This is a genomic window from Prevotella aurantiaca, assembly GCF_015262605.1.
GTDB lineage: Bacteria > Bacteroidota > Bacteroidia > Bacteroidales > Bacteroidaceae > Prevotella > Prevotella aurantiaca.
On the sequence record NZ_JABZSJ010000030.1, the window covers coordinates 1 to 17873 of the forward strand.

The window sequence follows — 17873 nt, forward strand, 5'->3', positions numbered from 1 at the left end:
ATTCATAAATACTAAAAAGTAGGCTGAAATGACCAGCCTACCAAATGTCCATTACGCCGAAAAAGTCAACACTACTACCTTTTTATGAATGGTGTTCAACCATTATTATGGAACCATCATACTTCTTCTTTTTGTAAATAAAAGCGCAAGTAAAAACTGGTAGTTGCTGTTTGACATTACAAAAGCGCCTGTTTTGCAATGCAAAACAGGCGCTTTTGTAATGTAATATAGGCTCTTTTACGACGCAAAACAATGGGTGTTGTAACGCATTGATGGAAAGACGTTTACACTATAGCAATGATCTTAAAAAATCTTTACACTATTCTTGTGATTTCTTTCGCCTGTAAAGGCGGTGAAATAAGCGGAATGAGGCCTTGATTGCAGCATACTTTTTAAAGTAGACGGGATATAGACGAATACTTCATAATACTGCGCGACTGACTTAACAAGCGGCAGAACTCTCGCGCAGAGTTCTTAATATAAGCATTCTTCAGCATGTGAATGCAGCCTTCCATATCGTCGTTGTGCATTTCGAGCGGTATTCCCACAAGCCCTTCTTCGTTGTGTATGGTGGCTTCGGCAAGCACTGTTACGAGTTTGCTTTGGCGAACCAACTTCAGCAGAATGTTGATGTCGTTTATCTCTAAACGTGTTTTTATGTTATTTGCCGACGATTCTATCATATCGTCGAATGCGTTTCGAGCCTGCAAACCGCACGCAGGCATAGCTATCTGGCAGGCTTTCAAATCTTCGAGTGATATGCTTTTGCGTTTGGCAAATGGGTGGGTGGAACTCATTACGGCTACAAGGTTATTGTTGAACAATAGGTAGCTTTCTACCCTTTCGTTCTTTTCAGTAGGTTTGAATGCCAAAACAAAGTCTACTTCGTGGCGTTGCAGCATATCCATAAGTTCTGCCATTGTTTTGTAAATGATGTTAAGGTGGACATCGGGATAGCGTTCCATAAACTCAAGCACGGTTTCGGTGAGCAGCGGACTGAAAGTAAACGTAACCCCAATGTTGAGTTCGCCTGTCAGCAAACTCTTCAAATCGGCCATTTTTTGCTGGCATATATCAGCATCTACAACCACCTTCTGTGCATATCTTACAAGTTTCTGCCCTGCTTCGGTAAGCGTAACTTCGTGGCTGTTGCGTTCAAAGAGCGTGGTGTCGAGTTCTGTTTCGAGTTGTTTTATTTGTTGCGACAGCGTGCTTTGCGTTACGAACAGTGCCTTTGAAGCCTCCGAGAAGTTCAAAAGTTCTGCTACCTTTAAGAAGTATCGTAGTTGTCTTAGCTCCATTATCCTTTGATTTTTGTTAATTCGTGTACCTTGTTACCTTATAGGAAATCTTGTTTAAAATAAAGATAGGCATAGTTGCACCCAATACCATTCCTAATATATCGAAGACACAAGTGAAGCCGTTCGATGTGCAAAGATACAAATAATGTTCGAATAAATCTTCATTTTCGGTAGACAAACACATCACCAAGCCTTCCACAGTGCGGTAGGCATACATTCCCGGAATCATAGGCAGAAGCGAAGGAAACGAGAATGTTTCGGGCGGACACTTCGCCTTCCGTGCCATGAACACCGTCATAAAACCTATGGCTAACGCTGCTATGAAGCTGGCAACAATAAGTCCGAAGTGGTGATAGTCGTTGTTCATAAGAATGAAACGAATGGCATGGCCTACGGCAGATATGATGAAACAATATTTATAGGCATTTTTCGGAGGGTTGCTGATGCTGGCAAAGCCAATGCCTGCCAAGCCACCGAAAAACGCATCTTGCAGTATTGAAAAGAGAAAATCCATAATTAAGGGCTACGATATTAATTGAAGATTCATAAGAAGTATGCCTACTGACAAACCTACCGACAAGCAGAATGTGAGGATAATGGCGTCCATAAAGCGGCTGAAAGACACAAGGTATTCGCCTGCCATCAGGTCGCTGATGCTGTTAATGTAGGGTATGCCTGGAATAAGGTACAACACACACGTTCCAAGTGCAACTTCAGGCTTGTTTCCTAAGCCGAAAATATAGCCTGAGGTGGCAATTACAGAGGAGAAGAAAGCGCAAATCAGGAAAACAAACTTTACGTTCACACCATCTTCGAGCAATACCTGTTTCAGTCGGAAGCCCACAAAGGTGGCAACAAAGACAATTGCCATAGCCATGAAATCACCACCGAAGATGCGACAAAACGAAAGGTTGGCAAGCGAAGTCAGTAGCAGTACCAGCCATTTGTTGGTGAAAGGTGCTGTGCTAACCTCTTTAAGAACCTTGTTTGCTTCGTCTAAATCCACCAATCCATCGGATATGCGCCAGCTCAATTGGCTTAAATGCGTGTTCTTGTAGAAGCTGATGCCCGTATGGGGCGTTCTTCTTATCACCACTGAGGATTGGTCTGTGGAGGGGTCGAACACCATAAGCTGCACGCTGCCAGGCATAATCAGAAGTTGACAATTTATGTTCCACTTCTTGGCAATGCGTTCTACATTTTTCTTTATGCGTGTGCAAGTAGCACCACAACCATAAAGCCAGGCTGCATATTCAGCAATGAAATTGCTTGTTTCATTGACAAGAAAGAAGGGGGTGCTATGCTTCATCTTCGCTCCAATCATACAAATCAAACTCGTCGGCTACTTCAAATATCTTTCCGTTGCCGTTTGTGAGGCGGGCAGTGATGGCTACACGCAATACGAAACCTACTAAAAGTAACAGCATTACTAAACTCCAGATAATAATTTGACTATTCATAATTCTTTGATTTTAAGTTTGCTTATTTCTTTTTTACGATGCAAAGGTAGGCGCATTTCTGCACCCTTACAAGCTTTGGTAATGGGTTGTTTCGATAATGGTTATCGTAATATTGCGATAGAGAACTGTTGGAAATTAGCCAAAACTGCGATGACAATAGATTTAAATCAAGGAGATGTGTATTTTTCGTGGTGGTACTGTCTGTTGTTTCCGTCTTTTAAGAATAACAGCATTCATATTTTTAGAATGAAGGCATATATTTTTCGGTGTTTCGTTATGCTGTTATTCCGATGTTTCGATAGATTGTTTAAAGTTTTGGAGTTAGGCGATTGTACTTTCTTTATACATTATGTGTGGCAAATTTCGATGATTTTGCGCACGTACTGTTCAAAGTTCTTGTCTGCTGTTCTGCTCCAAATATCGCCCAAAAGTGCAACGCCACCAAAGCCGTAATGTTTTACCTTGTCGATGTTGGCTGCCGTAATACCGCCTAAGGCAAATACTTTTTGGTCGATAACACCTTGCTTTTTCGCTTCGGAAAGGGTTTTCGGCGTGAATGCAGAGGCGTATCCCTGTTTTGAAATACTATTGAAAATAGGACTGAGAAAAACGTAATCGCAATTTGTTTTGTAGACTTTCACTTCGTCTAATGAGTGGCACGACTGCGAAATGGCGCCCTTATGGTTTGGTGGCAATACGCTGTTTCTGTGGTTCAAATGTAGTCCGTGCGGTGTGAAATGGGCAGCTAAATCGAAGTGGTCGTGCAGTACAAGGTGGTTATGATAGGCTGTGGGAATGGCTTCGACGAGCTTTCGCAACTCGTCGGCACTGCTTTCGGGTTTCCGAAGGTGCACAAGGTCTACACCCCAACGTAGCAGTTGCACAATGGTAGTTGCCTCGTTGTCTGTAAATTGTGGCTCGGTGATTACGATAGAATGCATCTCTTTTACTTTCGTCTATATATAATAATAGGTGGCAATCGTTGCTATCGTGCAACCATTGCCACCTATTGATATTATTGTTTCAAACGTTCGATGATAGCGTCAGCTACCTTTTTCCCAGAAAGAAGCATGCCGCCAAAGATTGGTCCCATGCGAGGTGTACCACCAACTGCCGACGATGCCATACCGCAAACATACAAACCAGGATATATTTCCTTTGTTCCTTCCACCACTTGGCGTTCGCCTTCCGCCACGTCTAACGAGCGTTCACCAATCACATCGCCCGTTGCCGTGTTGAGTTTAATGCCGTTTTTGCGTGCAACCACTTGACACATCTCGCTGTCATGGCCTGTTCCGTCAATCACAAACTTAGCCATGATGTTCAAAGGGTCTACATGTAAGCCTTCGCGAAGCACGGGTGTCCAGTTCACAACAACTCCGCTTACCATGTTATTCTTAAAAACAACGTCTTCAACAGAGTAACAATTAAAGATTGTTGCACCTGCATGTGTCGCCTTATAGAGTAGGGCAGAGGTGCTTTCAACAGAGTCCGCAGTGTACAAACCATCTTCGTAAGGCTCGTAATTGATATCGAAATCTTTAATGATATGTAAGGCTTCTTGCTGTATAACCAGCTGGTTAAACATCATAGCACCGCCCCACATGCCGCCGCCTGGCGATAGTTTGCGGTCGAAGAGTGCCACTTTCAGACCTGCTTTTGCCATATAGTAGGCTGCTGCAATGCCTGAAGGACCTCCACCAACAATGGCTACATCGAGTTCGAGGCACTTTTCCATCTTAGCAAAATAGGTGCTGATAATTCCTTTTGATACTTTTTTCTCAATCATAATATTATTGTTTTAAGTGATTTTTATTTTGTTTATTCGTTACATTCATCGCTTTCTAATGTCTGACTAATGCGCATTGCGCAGAAGTTAGGGCCACACATTGTGCAGTATTTTCCCCCTACCTTGTTCGACGTTTTCCAATATTCGAGAGCCTTTTCAGGGTCGAGTGCAAGGTTAAACTGGTCTTTCCAACGGAAATCATAGCGGGCTTTGCTGAGTGCATTGTCCCTTATAGCTGCACCAGGGTGACCTTTTGCCAAGTCGGCAGCGTGGGCAGCAATCTTGTAAGTAATCACTCCTGTACGCACATCGTCCTTGTTGGGCAGCGATAAATGCTCTTTTGGTGTAACATAACAAATCATTGCCGTGCCGTACCAGCTTATCATTGCCGCACCAATAGCACTCGTAATGTGGTCGTAAGCAGGCGCAATATCGGTAACAAGAGGTCCTAATGTGTAGAAAGGAGCACCATGGCACTTCTCAATTTGCCTATCCATGTTTTCTCTAATCTTGTGCATTGGTACATGACCAGGACCTTCTATGAACGCTTGAACGTCTTTCGCCCATGCGCGTTCTACTAATTCGCCCATCGTATCCAGCTCCGCAAACTGCGCAGCATCGTTCGCATCGTAGGTAGAACCAGGACGAAGACCATCTCCAAGCGATATTGCGACATCGTATTTGGCACAGATATCGCAGATATCATCGAAGTGGCTGTACAGGAAACTCTCCTCGTTGTGAACCTGACACCACTTAGAGATGATGCTTCCGCCGCGACTTACCATGCCAGTAAGGCGGCCGTTGGCAAGCTGAACATTCTTTAAGCGAATGCCACAGTGTATTGTGAAGTAGTCAACGCCTTGCTCACACTGTTCAATAAGCGTATCACGGAATATCTCCCACGTTAGTTTTTCAGGCTTTCCGTCCACCTTTTCAAATGCTTGATACATTGGAACGGTGCCAACAGGAACGGGACAGTTGCGCAAAATCCACTCTCTTGTTTCGTGAATGTTCGTTCCTGTTGATAAATCCATTAGGGTATCGCCACCCCATTTGCAGCTCCATACCGCCTTTTCAACCTCTTCGTCGATGCTCGAATTCTCGTGAGAGTTGCCGATATTGGTATTTATTTTCACGCAAAAGTTCGTTCCAATAATCATAGGTTCGCTTTCTGGGTGATTGATATTGGCTGGAATGACAGCTCGTCCTGCTGCTACTTCGTCACGAACGAACTCTGGTGTAATATGTGTTTTTATGCCTAAAGCCTCGCAATCCATATTTTCGCGAATGGCAACATACTCCATTTCTTCTGTAATGATGCCTTTCTTGGCATAGTACATCTGCGTTCCTTTACGCTTTTTTATCCATGTTTGGCGCAGTTTAGGCAAACCTTTGTTAAGGTCAATCTCTATGTTCGGATCGCTGTATGGACCACTTGTGTCGTAAACTACTACTGGGTCGTTGGGTTGTTCAATGCGTTTACCACCCTCGTTCTTAACGGTTGGTGTAAGAAGAATGCGGCGCATACCCACTTTTAATTCTGGGTAGAGCGTGCCACACTTATAGATTTTCTCCGAATTAGGATAAGAAATCTTAATGTTTTCGTTCTTCATAATCTTATATTTCTATTAGTTTTTTCATTTCTTTTATAGGTTCTTCTGCTCCAAGAACGGCTCCGCTGACGGCTATTCCGCTTACGCCTATAGCTTGAAGCTCTACTATATCTGTGCTAACGATACCGCCAATTGCAACGAGTGGTAGGCAAATATCTGCTTGCTTCATTTGTTTTAGAATGTTTTGATAACCTTCCAAGCCAAGCACAGGTGCAAGATTGCGTTTCGTTGAAGTGTATCTGAAGGGGCCACATCCTATGTAATCTACTCCTTGTTTGGCTAAATGCTGCACATCAGCAAAGGTATTAGCAGTGCCTCCAATTATTGTTTCTTCGCCAAGAAGGCTGCGTGCTTCGCTAATAGGCATATCGTTCTTACCCAAATGTACACCGTCAGCACCGAGTTCGTCCACTAAATGCACACGATCGTCAAGTAAAAAGGTTGCATTATAGCTACGACAGAGTGTAACAACCTTCCTTCCAACGCATAAAAACTCTTCGTCTGTAGCGTCTTTCATACGCAACTGCACCCATTTGCAGCCACCACGGAGTGCCATTTCAGCACCTTCGATATAGCCAAATCGTTTATTCTCGTGTGTTATAAACTGTATGTTGTTCATCGTTTTATTAGTTTTTCAGGACAAAAAAAATGATTTACTGCTCCATGTCCGCTGCCTATGTACACGTTTGTTCCCTCTTTTATGGCTTGCGATACATAGTTTTTAGCCATAGCAACAGCTTCTTCGACCCTTAAACCACGAGCTAAGAAAGCCGTAATTGCCGAAGAGAGCGTGCAACCAGTGCCGTGTGTGTTAAGCGAATCAATAGTTTCGGTTTCAAAGATTAGTGGTTTGTTGTTGTCGGTAAAATAGAGTCGGTCTGCCTTTGTACCGCCTTTGATGTGTCCACCTTTTATTATTAGCGCCTTACACCCTAGTTCTAAGATTCGTATAGCCGCCCAATCAATATGAGATACCGTTTCAATTGCGCATCGAGCTAAAACTTCTGCTTCGGGAATGTTGGGTGTTAGTAGAGTTGCCATAGGTAAAAGCTGTTGGCAGAAGGTGTCTATGGCTTCCTTTTCTATAAGTTTATGGCCTGAAGTGGAAATCATTACGGGGTCTATAACGAGCGGAATATCACTATATTCAGCCAAAACTTGTGCGATAGTTTTGATATTTTCGGTGCATCCCACCATACCTATTTTAATAGCATCGGGGCGCAAATCGGTGAGAACGGCATGCAGTTGAGTCTCGACAACCGCAGCTTCAATGTTCTGAACGCAGAACACTTGCTTCGTATTTTGTGCAGTAACAGCCGTAATAACCGAAGAAGCGTAACATCCTAAAGCTGACATTGTTTTAATATCTGCCTGTATTCCTGCCCCTCCCCCGCTATCGGAGCCTGCTATTGTGAGAGTTTTTACATAGTGCATCATAAGCTATCAAAGTAACAAATGGTACTTTCCGGAACAACCAAAGTATAGGGGGATACACTAATTAAGGACAGATAAACGCAAATGTTTGTATATTCGCACTTCCTACGGCAGCATTACCTGCATCAGGTTATACGGGTATAATCTCAGCTCACTCAATGGAGTGGCACCCCCCCTTCGGACTATCCGAAAGTCTATCTGCCTGCAAAGGTACGATAATGTTCGACAATCCCAAAATATAAGATAAAGTTTTTTGGGTCAATAATTTTTCTTTTGTTTTTCATTTTGGTTTGCTAAAAATTACGTACATTTGCATTCAAACAACTAAATTTATATAGAAATGCTTGAGAAAAACATACGCGAACAAATCATTGATTTGATAAATCGGCAGGTTGTTCCTGCTGTTGGCTGTACCGAACCAATGGCGGTATCGCTCTGTACCGCACGTGCTACAGAATTATTGGGACAGAAACCAGAGAAAATAAAGGCTTTCTTATCTGCAAATATCTTAAAGAATGCAATGGGAGTGGGTATTCCTGGCACAGGAATGATAGGCTTACCAATTGCTATTTCTTTGGGTGCGCTCATCGGAAAATCGGAATATCAGCTTGAAGTAATTAAGGATTTGACGCCCGAAACCTTGGAAGAGGGAAAGCAATATGTAGCAGAAAACCGCATAGACATAAAGCTAAAGGAGGGAATTACCGAGAAATTGTACATCGAAATGATATGTGAAGCAGGTGGAAAGAAGGCTACTGCCATTATATCTAAGACGCATACGAACTTTGTTTACGAAGAAGTAGATGGAAAAATAGTGCTTGATGCACAGTCATCTACTGAAGATGGTGCGCCAACCAATAACGATGACATTCAGTTAAACCTAAAAATGGTGTGGGATTTCGCTACAACGACACCTATAAACGAGATAGATTTCATCTTAGAAGCTAAGCGTTACAACATGAATGCGGCTGAAGAGGCTTTGAAAGGAAACTATGGACACTGCGTTGGTAAGAGTATGGACCGCCCATTGAGCCGCGGTTTGTTCGGAAATAGCATCTATTCGCACATTCTTTCTAAGACTGCGTCAGCCTGTGATGCCCGTATGGGCGGAGCAATGGTGCCTGTTATGAGTAACAGTGGCTCTGGAAACCAAGGTATTTGTGCGACAAACCCAGTCGTAGTATTCGCTAAAGAGAACGAAAACACACCTGATGAGCTTGTTCGCGCACTTACATTAAGCCACCTTACAGCCATTTACATTAAGCAAAACCTTGGTACTTTATCAGCATTATGCGGTTGTATCGTTGCATGCACAGGTTCAAGCTGTGGTATAACCTACTTGATGGGTGGCGACTACAACAACATTTGCTATTCTATAAAGAATATGATAGCTAACCTTACAGGTATGGTTTGCGACGGAGCGAAGCCAAGTTGCGCACTGAAAGTTTCGTCTGGCGTTTCTACTGCTGTGCTTTCTGCTATGTTGTCAATGGAAAATCACCATGTAACAGAGGCTGAAGGTATCATCGATAAGGACATTGACAAGTCTATTCGTAACCTTACCAGCTTAGGAAAGGAAGCTATGAACGAAATGGATATTATGGTCTTAGACATCATGACACATAAAAGCAGCTGCTAACAGCATCAGCTTTAAGATATAAAAAAGGTTCGCATACAATCCGTGTGCGAACCTTTTTGCTAATATTATCAATGAAAAACGTATCCTTAACGTGAGTTCGATGATTTTATCGGTTGTTTCATCGTGTGCGAAACCGCTTTCATACTCCATAAGTAAGGTGCGTTTATATACCACTCGTGGTATACACTTGCATATCACTCGTGGTATATGCTCATACCCCACTCGTGGTATGCGTTTGTGTATTACGAGTAAAGTATCACCCTATTTACAAACAATTAAGGGCTGTGAACCTACATCTTGTCAGCTTGAACTCTCATTAGAGGGTGATGCTAACGCCTGCATACCATGTAGCGCCATATACAGGAGCATACATAAATGCTGCATCGTCGCCATGCTTCTCGTCTTGAAGATAGCTGAAGACATTCTTTCCACCACCATAAATATTGAATGCGCCGATGCGTTTAGCTACGCGGACGTTCCACAAAGTGAAAGGAGTTGTCTTCTTAATCTTAGATGTTTCAGGAGCATCTTCAGAGTTATAGTCGATGTACATCGTACCTTGGAGCGAGCCTGTAACTGAGAACGACCAAGTGCCAGGAGTGTATTCGAGGATTAAATCCCCTGTCATAGCTGGGAAACGAGATATAAACTTACTGTCTTTTGCGTACGCTAAGCGCTGAGGAGCTTCCTTACACTCGTCAGATAGAGGGTCAGACCATTCTGAACGCTCATGTTTGAACTTGCCTTGATTGATTGTCCAGTTCAGTCCAGTCTTGAAATTGCTAAGCGGATTCCACTTTATTCCAAGCTCAATGCCTTGCACATATGCGTCGTCAACGTTCTCCCACTGGTATGTATAGCCAAATTTCTTCACGTCTTCGCTTGCTGGAGCAAACTGAATCTTATCCTTTAAGTCGGTACGGAAGATGTTTGCACTCAACTGAACATTCTTTGTATAGTAGTCAGCAGAGAAGTTATAGCTGATAGAACGCTCACCTTTGAGGTCTGATGACTTCCATACACGTGGCGAACCAGAGCATAGGTGCAAGTCTTCAGAGAATCCGTAAGGAGCACGGAAGCCAGTACCAACATTAGCACGGAGTACGAATGAAGGGCTAATAGCGTACTTAATAGCAAGACGAGGGTTGAATGAAGTCTTGCTGAAGTGGGTCAATGGGAATGCAGAATCAGAAACCTTCTGACTTGTTGCATACTCTTCGCCAGAAGAGTGGTTATCAATACGCAAGCCAGGAACTACGGTAAGCTTAGGTGTTACATTCCATTCGTCTTGAATAAAGAAGCCAAACTCGTTTGCATGTTTCTTACCAATAGATGTATAAGGAATACCAAAGTAAGGGTTACCGCGTTCGTCGTCTGCTGAAATAATGTAGAGACCAGTTTCGCGCAAGCGTGTAAAGTAACCTTGAACACCCGCAAGTACAGTGTGTTTACCAAAGATTGAGGTCAGCGTAAGCGAAGGAGTGAATGTATTTTCCTTAGCAATGTAAGGGCGCATCAGCTCAACATCAGGGCTAACACCTTCTGGATGCGTTGCATCGGTGGTTGCTTCTTTGTAGTTAGATAGGAATGTATCGTTCGTAGCGTTACGCTTATGGTGAACGTAAGCCATTGCTAAGTTAAGCTCTGAGCGCGATCCGAGAGGCAAAGTGTAAGCCAAATCGGTTGTAATACGGTTGGTACGGATGTTCTCTGTGCCTTCAGAGTAAGGGTTAAGGAATAGATTATCCTTCATATTTCCGCCATATCGCAGTTCGTCCATGGCCTTTGTGCGTAGCACAAGCTTATCGTTATGAGTGAAAGGGCTATATATGTAAATGCTTGCACCTACGTTATTCATCAGACTATAAACGCGATCAGAGATTTGGTCTTTATGTTTTACCACGTCACGAGTAAGTCCGTCCTGTGTAGCATCTACTGCATCTTCTTCTGTACGTTGCGCTGTTACCAGTAAACCGATATTCTTATAGCGCATAGAACCAGCACCCTTGTAGCTCTTATGGCCGAAGTTGCCATATTGTATGTCTGCTGTTACTGAAGGTTCGAGGGTAGGTTCCTTTGAAATAATGTTGATAGCACCAGCTACTGCGCTACTTCCATAGAGAGCAGAACCAGCACCTTTCACTACTTCAAGGCGGTCAATATCGTTTGTTCCCATCTGTTGCAAGCCATAAACTCCAGCCAATCCTGAATAAACAGGCTCGCCATCGAGGAGCACTTGAGTATGTTCTGCGCCAAGACCTTGCATACGAACCATTGAGAAGTTACAGAATTGGCACTGTTGTTCTACACGAATACCAGGCATACCTTCCAATGCATCGTAGATATTAAGAGCGTTTTTACGCTTGAGCGCCTGCGATGTTAGCACCTCAGTACGTATTGGAACGTTCTTAACAAAGTGCTCTGTGCGCGTACCAGTTACCACAACTTGGCTGAGTTCCAAGGCATCTTTGTCGAGCTTAAAGTATGCGCCAGTACCTTTACCATAACTCATTTCAACCTCAAGTTCCTGTTCTTGGTAACCATCAAGGTTTGCAACGACTATTTGTTTGCCCAATGGCAGGTCTGACATCTTAAAGTGTCCCGAAGCATCACACTTGGTTTTTAAGGTTGTTCCCTTCACTGTGATGGTAGCATAGGGAAGATGTGCGCCTGTCTCTTTGGCCTTAACGTCGCCGAAGAGCACAGCGTCTGTACCCTGCGCCATTGCTATTACGGCACAAAGTAAGCTAAGAAATAAAGTAAGATTTCTTTTCATGTATAACAAATCTATTTATTAGGTTTATATTTAAATATAAAATTAAGATGCAAAGGTATTTATTTATCAGGCAATTAGCAATACTTAATAATTAGTAAACGTATTGTTATGCAGCGTATTTTTATCTTTATTGCGATTTGTTTCTCTATGGTTTTAGTTTATTATAGAATATCTTTATTTTGTTATTATTATAACGATTATGTGTTAAAAATAGTAATTTATGTTCGAATTACATAAATAAAAGTAAAATAGAACAAGCACTTCTTCCATTTTATTTGTATTTATATTATACCTATAAAAGATGATATAGCTCATCAGTACCATTCTTTTCATAGTTTGAAAGTATAGGGATTTTCCATTCAATAATAGGCATACACCTTTGGCTGTGTGGGAAATTACCGCTATTTTTGCATCATAAACTTGAACAAAAGTACAATAATTTTAAAACTATAAAGTCATGAAACGTCAATATATATTATTTTGGGGTGCTGTTACAGCGATGATGTCTCTCACTTCGTGTGACACTTTGCTTGCGATAGATGGCGGTTCTTCAGGTGCAGTTTATCCCTCAGGAGGTTCTGTTTACAATGCTGGTTACGGCTCAAGATACGACAGAGGCTATTCCTATTCAAGTATGCGATACGAAGAAGCACGTCGAGAGGCGTTGTTCTTGTCCGACAAAATGGCTTACGAATTGGGGCTTAACGATGCTCAATATGAGGCTATCTACGAGATAAACCTTGACTATCTGCTCAATATGCGTGGTGAAAACTCTATCTATGGCGACTATTGGGCACGTCGAAACAGTGATATTTTCTATGTATTGAACGCTACTCAGTACAACTACTTCGTAAATATGGACTACTTCTATCGCCCTGTTTACTGGTACGACAATACGTATGCGTTCAGTATTTACAACCGATACGACAACCCGCGCTACTATTATCGCCAGCGTCCGGTTTACTATGACACTTATAGAGGCGGCCGAAATCTGCTCAGCGAAAGCTATTATGCAGGCCGATTTGGAAAGCGTACGGGTCAGCCAGTGGTAATATACCGCGACAATGGCAACTTTGGTAGCTACAATAACAGCAATTCGCGTGTTGTGCAAACACCACAACCCAGAAACAACGATAGCCAACCATCGTTTGGAAACCAACGTCGCAACAACGATATAAACGACAGAGCAAGCTTCGGAAACGCCACTATACAAGGTCGTCCGTACGAGCTACAGCCACAAAGAACACCACAGCGACGCGACAATAACAGCAGTTTTGGTGGCTCACGTCAAGGAAATACGCCGCAAAACTCTGGCTTCGGCAATAACAACAGTAGGGGACACAATGCTGAACGTACCTTCTCGTTCGGGTCAGATAACCATCGTCCAAGTACACCACCGTCGAATAGCGGCTTCAATAATAACGAAGGCAACAGAAGTTCGTTTGGTAACAGCACTCCACGTTCTACCATACAACCCGCTCAAACAGTAGAACGCCCTGCACAGAACAATGGTTCTTTCGGAGGACATAGATAAGAAATTAGATATATGCGCATAACAACTGTTAGCCGCTACAAGGTGGTAGCAGCAATGACAAGGGGATTTTTTCAAGCCTTTATAAGTGGTAATGTAGATGCTACACAGCCTGGAAAGAAAGAGATAACCCCCTTGGAGTACAAGAAAATAATAGCCGACAACTACGAAAAGTTGTCGGCTTGTTACGTTTCAGTGATGTTTCCAATTCTCATTCGTCTGAATTATGCAGACGGAGAGGCTGTTGCTGAAGACATGAAACGAAGAAACTTCAGTAACGAAACATCGCCAAAGATTCTTCTTCGCTATGCTTGTGGTTCGAAAGAAGTGTACGATGCCGCCATTAAAGAGTATCAACAACAGATTGCTATCCTGCTTACAGGACGACTACAGACCATTACTGAGTTCTTCGAGAACTACGAACGTGGTACAAAAGAGGTCGAATCGGTTGATGTTGCCCTTGCTATCCGTTCTATGGTGCGTACACAGATGATGGCATATAGCATGGTACTGAAAGCAGCTAACCCAGAAATGGCAACCTTACACCAGGCTACCGTCTTCCGCCTGATGCTGCAAGGCACAATGGCACTGTTACACGAAGAACCTGTTTCGCTCGAAGGCGACAACTTAGAACTTATCTTTCGCCGTGTAGCACTGAACTCTGACAACTTCGAAGTGCTGATGAATGAAATGAATCAAGCCTACGAAGATTTGGTGTAAAAAGACGAACGATAACACAAGATAGTTTTAAATATTTTTCACAAACGATGCTATTGTGTAACCATCTCTTTATCAACGTGTTGCAATACCCATTGTTTTGCGTTGTAAAAGAGCCTATTTTGCACGACAAAAGCGCCTGTTTTGCAATGCAAAACAGGCGCTTTTACAATGTCAAATAATCTGTTTTCATTTTTTAACACAGCGTCCTTGTTGAACGATGGTATTTGTTATCACTTTTTAACATGGAGCGATTTGCAAACTAAAGACTATTTCCGGTCTATAAATTCGAATATTTTGCTTTCAGCAAAACACCTAAAAGCAGACGTAAGGTTGTAGGCGTTCGATTACGTCGGGAGGGAAATCCTTGAGCAATCGGAGTTGCGAAAGACTGCTTAATTTGCCCTTTAGTCGTCTGTATTCAGCTATTTGACGTGCCATATAAAAGTTGATGTAAGGGTGGCGACGCAACTGTGACACCGTAAGTGTGTTTAGATTAAGGCGCTTGGGTTGCGCATTGCGCACTTCAAAGAAGGGGAGCGACTCTGCAGGAAAATCATCTATCTCCTTCAGCTGTCCCACTTCGACATAACCGCCAAGCCGTTCGCCATAGGCGACAATAGCCTTTGCCCACCCAGAACCAATGCCTGGAACCTTCTTTAGCATCGTTGTATCGGCATGAGTGAGGTTGATATGTTCGCCCACCTTGATTTTAATAGGATAGCGAATCGTATCCCTGTCATACTTCTTGTATGGTTTGTATGCATCGTTCTGCTTGTAAGCCTCGTACGCTTCATGCAGTTTGCGTTGTTCTTCAGCCCTTTCACGTTCGTAACATCGTATGTTTTCCATGGTGAAAGCAGGTTGATAGTCGTCGCCAATTGTGATGTAAGGTTCTAAATCGCGGTACTGTTTACGTGTCAGACCATAGACTTTGGCAAACGCTTGAGGCGAACGGAACACGCCACCCTTCGCTCTGTATTTGTAAATGTTGCGTATTTGGTAAGGCGCAAGGCCTAAACGACTAAGTTGTAAGCTATCAGCTGTATTTGGATCAAAGGGAAATAACTCAATATTCTTACCATTTTCCAGTTCATAATGGCTTCGATTGCCTGTATTTTTGCCTCTATTCAGCCCTTGTTGGGCGGCAAATGCAGAGCTGTCTGCGGCATTTAGTGGTGTGCGCCCATGTTTGTTGCCCAGTAAGAACATGGCTCCAAGTACAGCAAGGGCAAGGCATAACAGAAAAGCAAGTACCTTTCTGTCAGATTTTTGCAGATAAAATAATTCACGAAAATCCATGGTGTGGAATGTGTTTGTTTTCAGATTATTCAGTCAAAAGACTGTGGAAGTACAAAAATATTGTTATTTTTGCACTAAAATAGAATAGGTTTATGAATAAAATTCTTCACGTATTACGCAAGTTTCCAATGTCTGTTGGCATGACGATAGTTATTCTAATTGTTTCGTTAGTGCCTATTCCAGAAACGCCACTCAGCGGTATCACACTCATAGACAAGTGGACACACATAGGTTTATATGCTGTTCTGGGACTGACAGTGGCGCACGAATACTTCCATAACTACAAGCACGTAACACGAAAAGGTATGTTCTTAGGCGTTTGGCTGCTACCTACGCTGCTGGGAGGGGCCATAGAACTGCTTCAAGCCTATTGTACCAACGGGAATAGGAGTGGCGAATGGCTCGACTTCGTTGCTGATATGGTGGGCTGTAGCCTTGCTTGGGTTATCGGAACTCTGCTGGTAAGGTATCTTTCCAAACGCTAAACGGATTGTGACGCATCTGCCGATTGTAGAAGCGAGGGTCTCCTGTAACTTCTATTCCTATGAAATCGGGTTTCTTAAATGTCTCTGTTGGACTGCTTAACTCTACTTCTGCCATTACAAGACCTTCATTTGCACCATGGAATTCGTCTACTTCGAAAACGTGATTGCCGTTTTTTATAAGATAACGGTGCTTGTCTATGATGCCTTTTTCGCACAGACGAAGAAGTTGTTCAGCCTCTTCGAGCGTTATTTCCTTCTCAAATTCATAGCGAGAAAGACCTCCATCGTTCGATTTTCCCTTAATGGTTAGGTAGCCTTTGTCGTCGCGAATACGTACACGCACAGTGTTAATGGCTGCAAAGTAGCCTTGCTGAACGTGGCTAACGCTATACGCTCTGCTTTTCCAATCGATATTCTTATGAACGAGAAACTTGCGTTCTATTTCTAATCCGCTGCTCATTTGTATTTAGATATACATTGCCCAAGACATTAAAATAAGAGCTAATATCATGAGGCATATAACAATCCACTTGATAACAGTCTTTGCTTGTTTCTCTTGGCGCACCTCGCGTGCTTTCTTCTGACTTTTACTTTTGTTGCTCATAATGATATTATTTTATGTGAGAAGCCATTGCAACTCCTCGCAGGTTAGTATATATAATAAGGTGAAAAAAGTTATTAGGTCCACCTTTCTATTCTTCTTCTGTTGGGAACTCCATCAAATAGGCTTTTATAAAGCCATCTATGTTGCCGTCCATCACGCCATCTACATCAGAAGTCTGGTAGTTTGTGCGATGGTCTTTTACACGTCTGTCATCGAAAACATAACTTCTTATCTGGCTTCCCCATTCTATTTTCTTCTTCGAAGCCTCAACCTTAGCTTGTGCCTCCATTCGTTTCTTCATGGCACGGTCGTACAATTGCGACTTCAAAAGCTGCATTGCCTTTGCTCTATTCTTAGGTTGATCGCGCGTTTCGGTATTTTCTATGAGGATTTCTTCCTGCTCTCCAGTGTCAGGATCCTCGTATTGATAACGCAAACGTACGCCCGATTCCACCTTATTCACGTTCTGTCCTCCTGCGCCTCCCGAACGGAAAGTGTCCCAACTCACACGTGCTGGGTCAACATATACCTCGATAGAGTCGTCAATAAGGGGTGAAACAAACACACTGGCAAAGCTTGTCATACGTTTTCCTTGTGCATTAAATGGGCTAACACGCACCAAACGATGCACCCCATTTTCGCTTTTTAGAAAGCCATAGGCATATTCTCCTCCTTCGAATTTCATAGTTACGCTCTTGATACCGGCTTCGTCGCCGTCTTGAATATCCGAAATCGTAACGTGATGGCCGTGTGCTTCGCCGTAACGCATATACATTCGCATCAGCATAGAGGCCCAATCTTGACTCTCTGTGCCCCCCGCTCCAGAGTTAATCTTCATGACACACTCCATAGGATCCTCCTCTTGGCGGAGCATATTCATAAGTTCCAGTTCCTCAATGTCGGCAATTACCTTCGCATAAGCGCTGTCTACCTCTTCTTCTGTAACGAGTTCGTCCTTGTAAAAGTCGAATGCGAGCTGCAGTTCTTCGGCTTGCGAATGTACACTATTGTAGCCTTTGAGCCACTTTTCAATGCCTTTTACCTTCTTCATCTGCTCCCTTGCACGGTCAGCATCTTCCCAGAAGTCGGGTGCTTGTGTGCGAAGTTGCTCCTCTTCGAACTCTATTTTCTTCTTATCTATACCCAGATAATGGTGCAAAGCCTCTACGCGAGCCACCACATCCTTTAGTTGTTCAGCTGTAATCACTTCCTTTTCTTGTTT

18 protein-coding genes are annotated in these 17873 nt (G+C 43.1%); 4 read left to right on the top strand and 14 right to left on the bottom strand.

Features of this window, described 5'->3' with window-relative positions; genetic code table 11:
- Nucleotides 1-392: 392 nt before the first annotated feature.
- The 9 genes from HXN26_RS06510 to thiD form a co-directional block, all read right to left on the bottom strand.
- On the bottom strand, nucleotides 393-1301 hold the full coding sequence (locus tag HXN26_RS06510; protein ID WP_025000510.1) for a LysR family transcriptional regulator: 909 nt from the start codon (nucleotides 1299-1301) through the stop codon (nucleotides 393-395).
- A gap of 16 nt (nucleotides 1302-1317) precedes the next feature.
- Nucleotides 1318-1815, bottom strand: a complete 498-nt coding sequence (locus HXN26_RS06515; RefSeq protein WP_273159733.1) for a threonine/serine exporter family protein — start codon at nucleotides 1813-1815, stop codon at nucleotides 1318-1320.
- 9 nt (nucleotides 1816-1824) lie between these two features.
- Nucleotides 1825-2610, bottom strand: a complete 786-nt coding sequence (locus tag HXN26_RS06520; RefSeq protein WP_273159734.1) for a threonine/serine exporter family protein — start codon at nucleotides 2608-2610, stop codon at nucleotides 1825-1827.
- Nucleotides 2600-2761: a hypothetical protein gene (locus HXN26_RS06525; protein ID WP_167653646.1), complete on the bottom strand. Its 162-nt coding sequence runs from the start codon at nucleotides 2759-2761 to the stop codon at nucleotides 2600-2602. Before HXN26_RS06525 ends, HXN26_RS06520 begins: the two co-directional genes overlap by 11 nt.
- A gap of 347 nt (nucleotides 2762-3108) precedes the next feature.
- A complete protein-coding gene (locus HXN26_RS06530; RefSeq protein WP_273159737.1) occupies nucleotides 3109-3702 on the bottom strand; it encodes a thiamine phosphate synthase in 594 nt (197 codons plus the stop codon).
- A gap of 74 nt (nucleotides 3703-3776) precedes the next feature.
- Nucleotides 3777-4550, bottom strand: a complete 774-nt coding sequence (locus HXN26_RS06535; RefSeq protein WP_273159739.1) for a sulfide-dependent adenosine diphosphate thiazole synthase — start codon at nucleotides 4548-4550, stop codon at nucleotides 3777-3779.
- A gap of 32 nt (nucleotides 4551-4582) precedes the next feature.
- Nucleotides 4583-6163, bottom strand: coding sequence for a phosphomethylpyrimidine synthase ThiC (gene thiC / locus HXN26_RS06540; RefSeq protein WP_273159741.1), 1581 nt, complete (start codon nucleotides 6161-6163; stop codon nucleotides 4583-4585).
- A 4-nt stretch (nucleotides 6164-6167) separates the two neighbouring features.
- Nucleotides 6168-6782 (bottom strand): thiamine phosphate synthase, encoded by a 615-nt coding sequence (locus tag HXN26_RS06545; RefSeq protein WP_273159743.1) that lies wholly within the window; start codon nucleotides 6780-6782, stop codon nucleotides 6168-6170.
- Complete coding sequence (thiD, locus tag HXN26_RS06550) at nucleotides 6779-7600, bottom strand: bifunctional hydroxymethylpyrimidine kinase/phosphomethylpyrimidine kinase (protein WP_273159745.1); 822 nt, start codon at nucleotides 7598-7600, stop codon at nucleotides 6779-6781. Before thiD ends, HXN26_RS06545 begins: the two co-directional genes overlap by 4 nt.
- 337 nt (nucleotides 7601-7937) lie before the next feature.
- On the opposite strand from thiD, the gene HXN26_RS06555 reads away from it, so the two are divergent.
- Nucleotides 7938-9236 (top strand): L-cysteine desulfidase family protein, encoded by a 1299-nt coding sequence (locus tag HXN26_RS06555; RefSeq protein WP_273159747.1) that lies wholly within the window; start codon nucleotides 7938-7940, stop codon nucleotides 9234-9236.
- Between the two features lie 316 nt (nucleotides 9237-9552).
- Here HXN26_RS06555 and HXN26_RS06560 read toward each other — a convergent pair whose 3' ends face one another.
- Nucleotides 9553-12012, bottom strand: a complete 2460-nt coding sequence (locus HXN26_RS06560) for a TonB-dependent receptor (RefSeq protein ID WP_273159748.1) — start codon at nucleotides 12010-12012, stop codon at nucleotides 9553-9555.
- A gap of 457 nt (nucleotides 12013-12469) precedes the next feature.
- Between HXN26_RS06560 and HXN26_RS06565 the strand changes: the two genes are divergently transcribed.
- Both HXN26_RS06565 and HXN26_RS06570 read left to right on the top strand, forming a co-directional pair.
- Nucleotides 12470-13546 carry a hypothetical protein gene (locus HXN26_RS06565; RefSeq protein ID WP_273159750.1) on the top strand — a complete coding sequence of 359 codons (1077 nt, stop codon included), beginning with the start codon at nucleotides 12470-12472 and terminating at the stop codon, nucleotides 13544-13546.
- 12 nt (nucleotides 13547-13558) lie between these two features.
- Nucleotides 13559-14263: a hypothetical protein gene (locus tag HXN26_RS06570; RefSeq protein WP_273159752.1), complete on the top strand. Its 705-nt coding sequence runs from the start codon at nucleotides 13559-13561 to the stop codon at nucleotides 14261-14263.
- Nucleotides 14264-14575: 312 nt separating this feature from the next.
- Here HXN26_RS06570 and HXN26_RS06575 read toward each other — a convergent pair whose 3' ends face one another.
- Nucleotides 14576-15562, bottom strand: coding sequence for a helix-hairpin-helix domain-containing protein (locus HXN26_RS06575; protein ID WP_273159754.1), 987 nt, complete (start codon nucleotides 15560-15562; stop codon nucleotides 14576-14578).
- Between the two features lie 92 nt (nucleotides 15563-15654).
- On the opposite strand from HXN26_RS06575, the gene HXN26_RS06580 reads away from it, so the two are divergent.
- A complete protein-coding gene (locus tag HXN26_RS06580) occupies nucleotides 15655-16047 on the top strand; it encodes a VanZ family protein (RefSeq protein WP_273159756.1) in 393 nt (130 codons plus the stop codon).
- Here the strand turns inward: HXN26_RS06580 and HXN26_RS06585 are convergent.
- The 3 genes from HXN26_RS06585 to prfB form a co-directional block, all read right to left on the bottom strand.
- Nucleotides 16007-16507: a CYTH domain-containing protein gene (locus HXN26_RS06585; RefSeq protein WP_273159758.1), complete on the bottom strand. Its 501-nt coding sequence runs from the start codon at nucleotides 16505-16507 to the stop codon at nucleotides 16007-16009. The two genes, HXN26_RS06580 and HXN26_RS06585, sit on opposite strands and share 41 nt — an antisense overlap.
- 6 nt (nucleotides 16508-16513) lie before the next feature.
- Nucleotides 16514-16651 carry a hypothetical protein gene (locus HXN26_RS06590; protein WP_199897116.1) on the bottom strand — a complete coding sequence of 46 codons (138 nt, stop codon included), beginning with the start codon at nucleotides 16649-16651 and terminating at the stop codon, nucleotides 16514-16516.
- An 88-nt stretch (nucleotides 16652-16739) separates the two neighbouring features.
- Nucleotides 16740-17858, bottom strand: a complete 1119-nt coding sequence (gene prfB, locus HXN26_RS06595) for a peptide chain release factor 2 (protein WP_273159760.1) — start codon at nucleotides 17856-17858, stop codon at nucleotides 16740-16742.
- Nucleotides 17859-17873 lie beyond the last annotated feature (15 nt).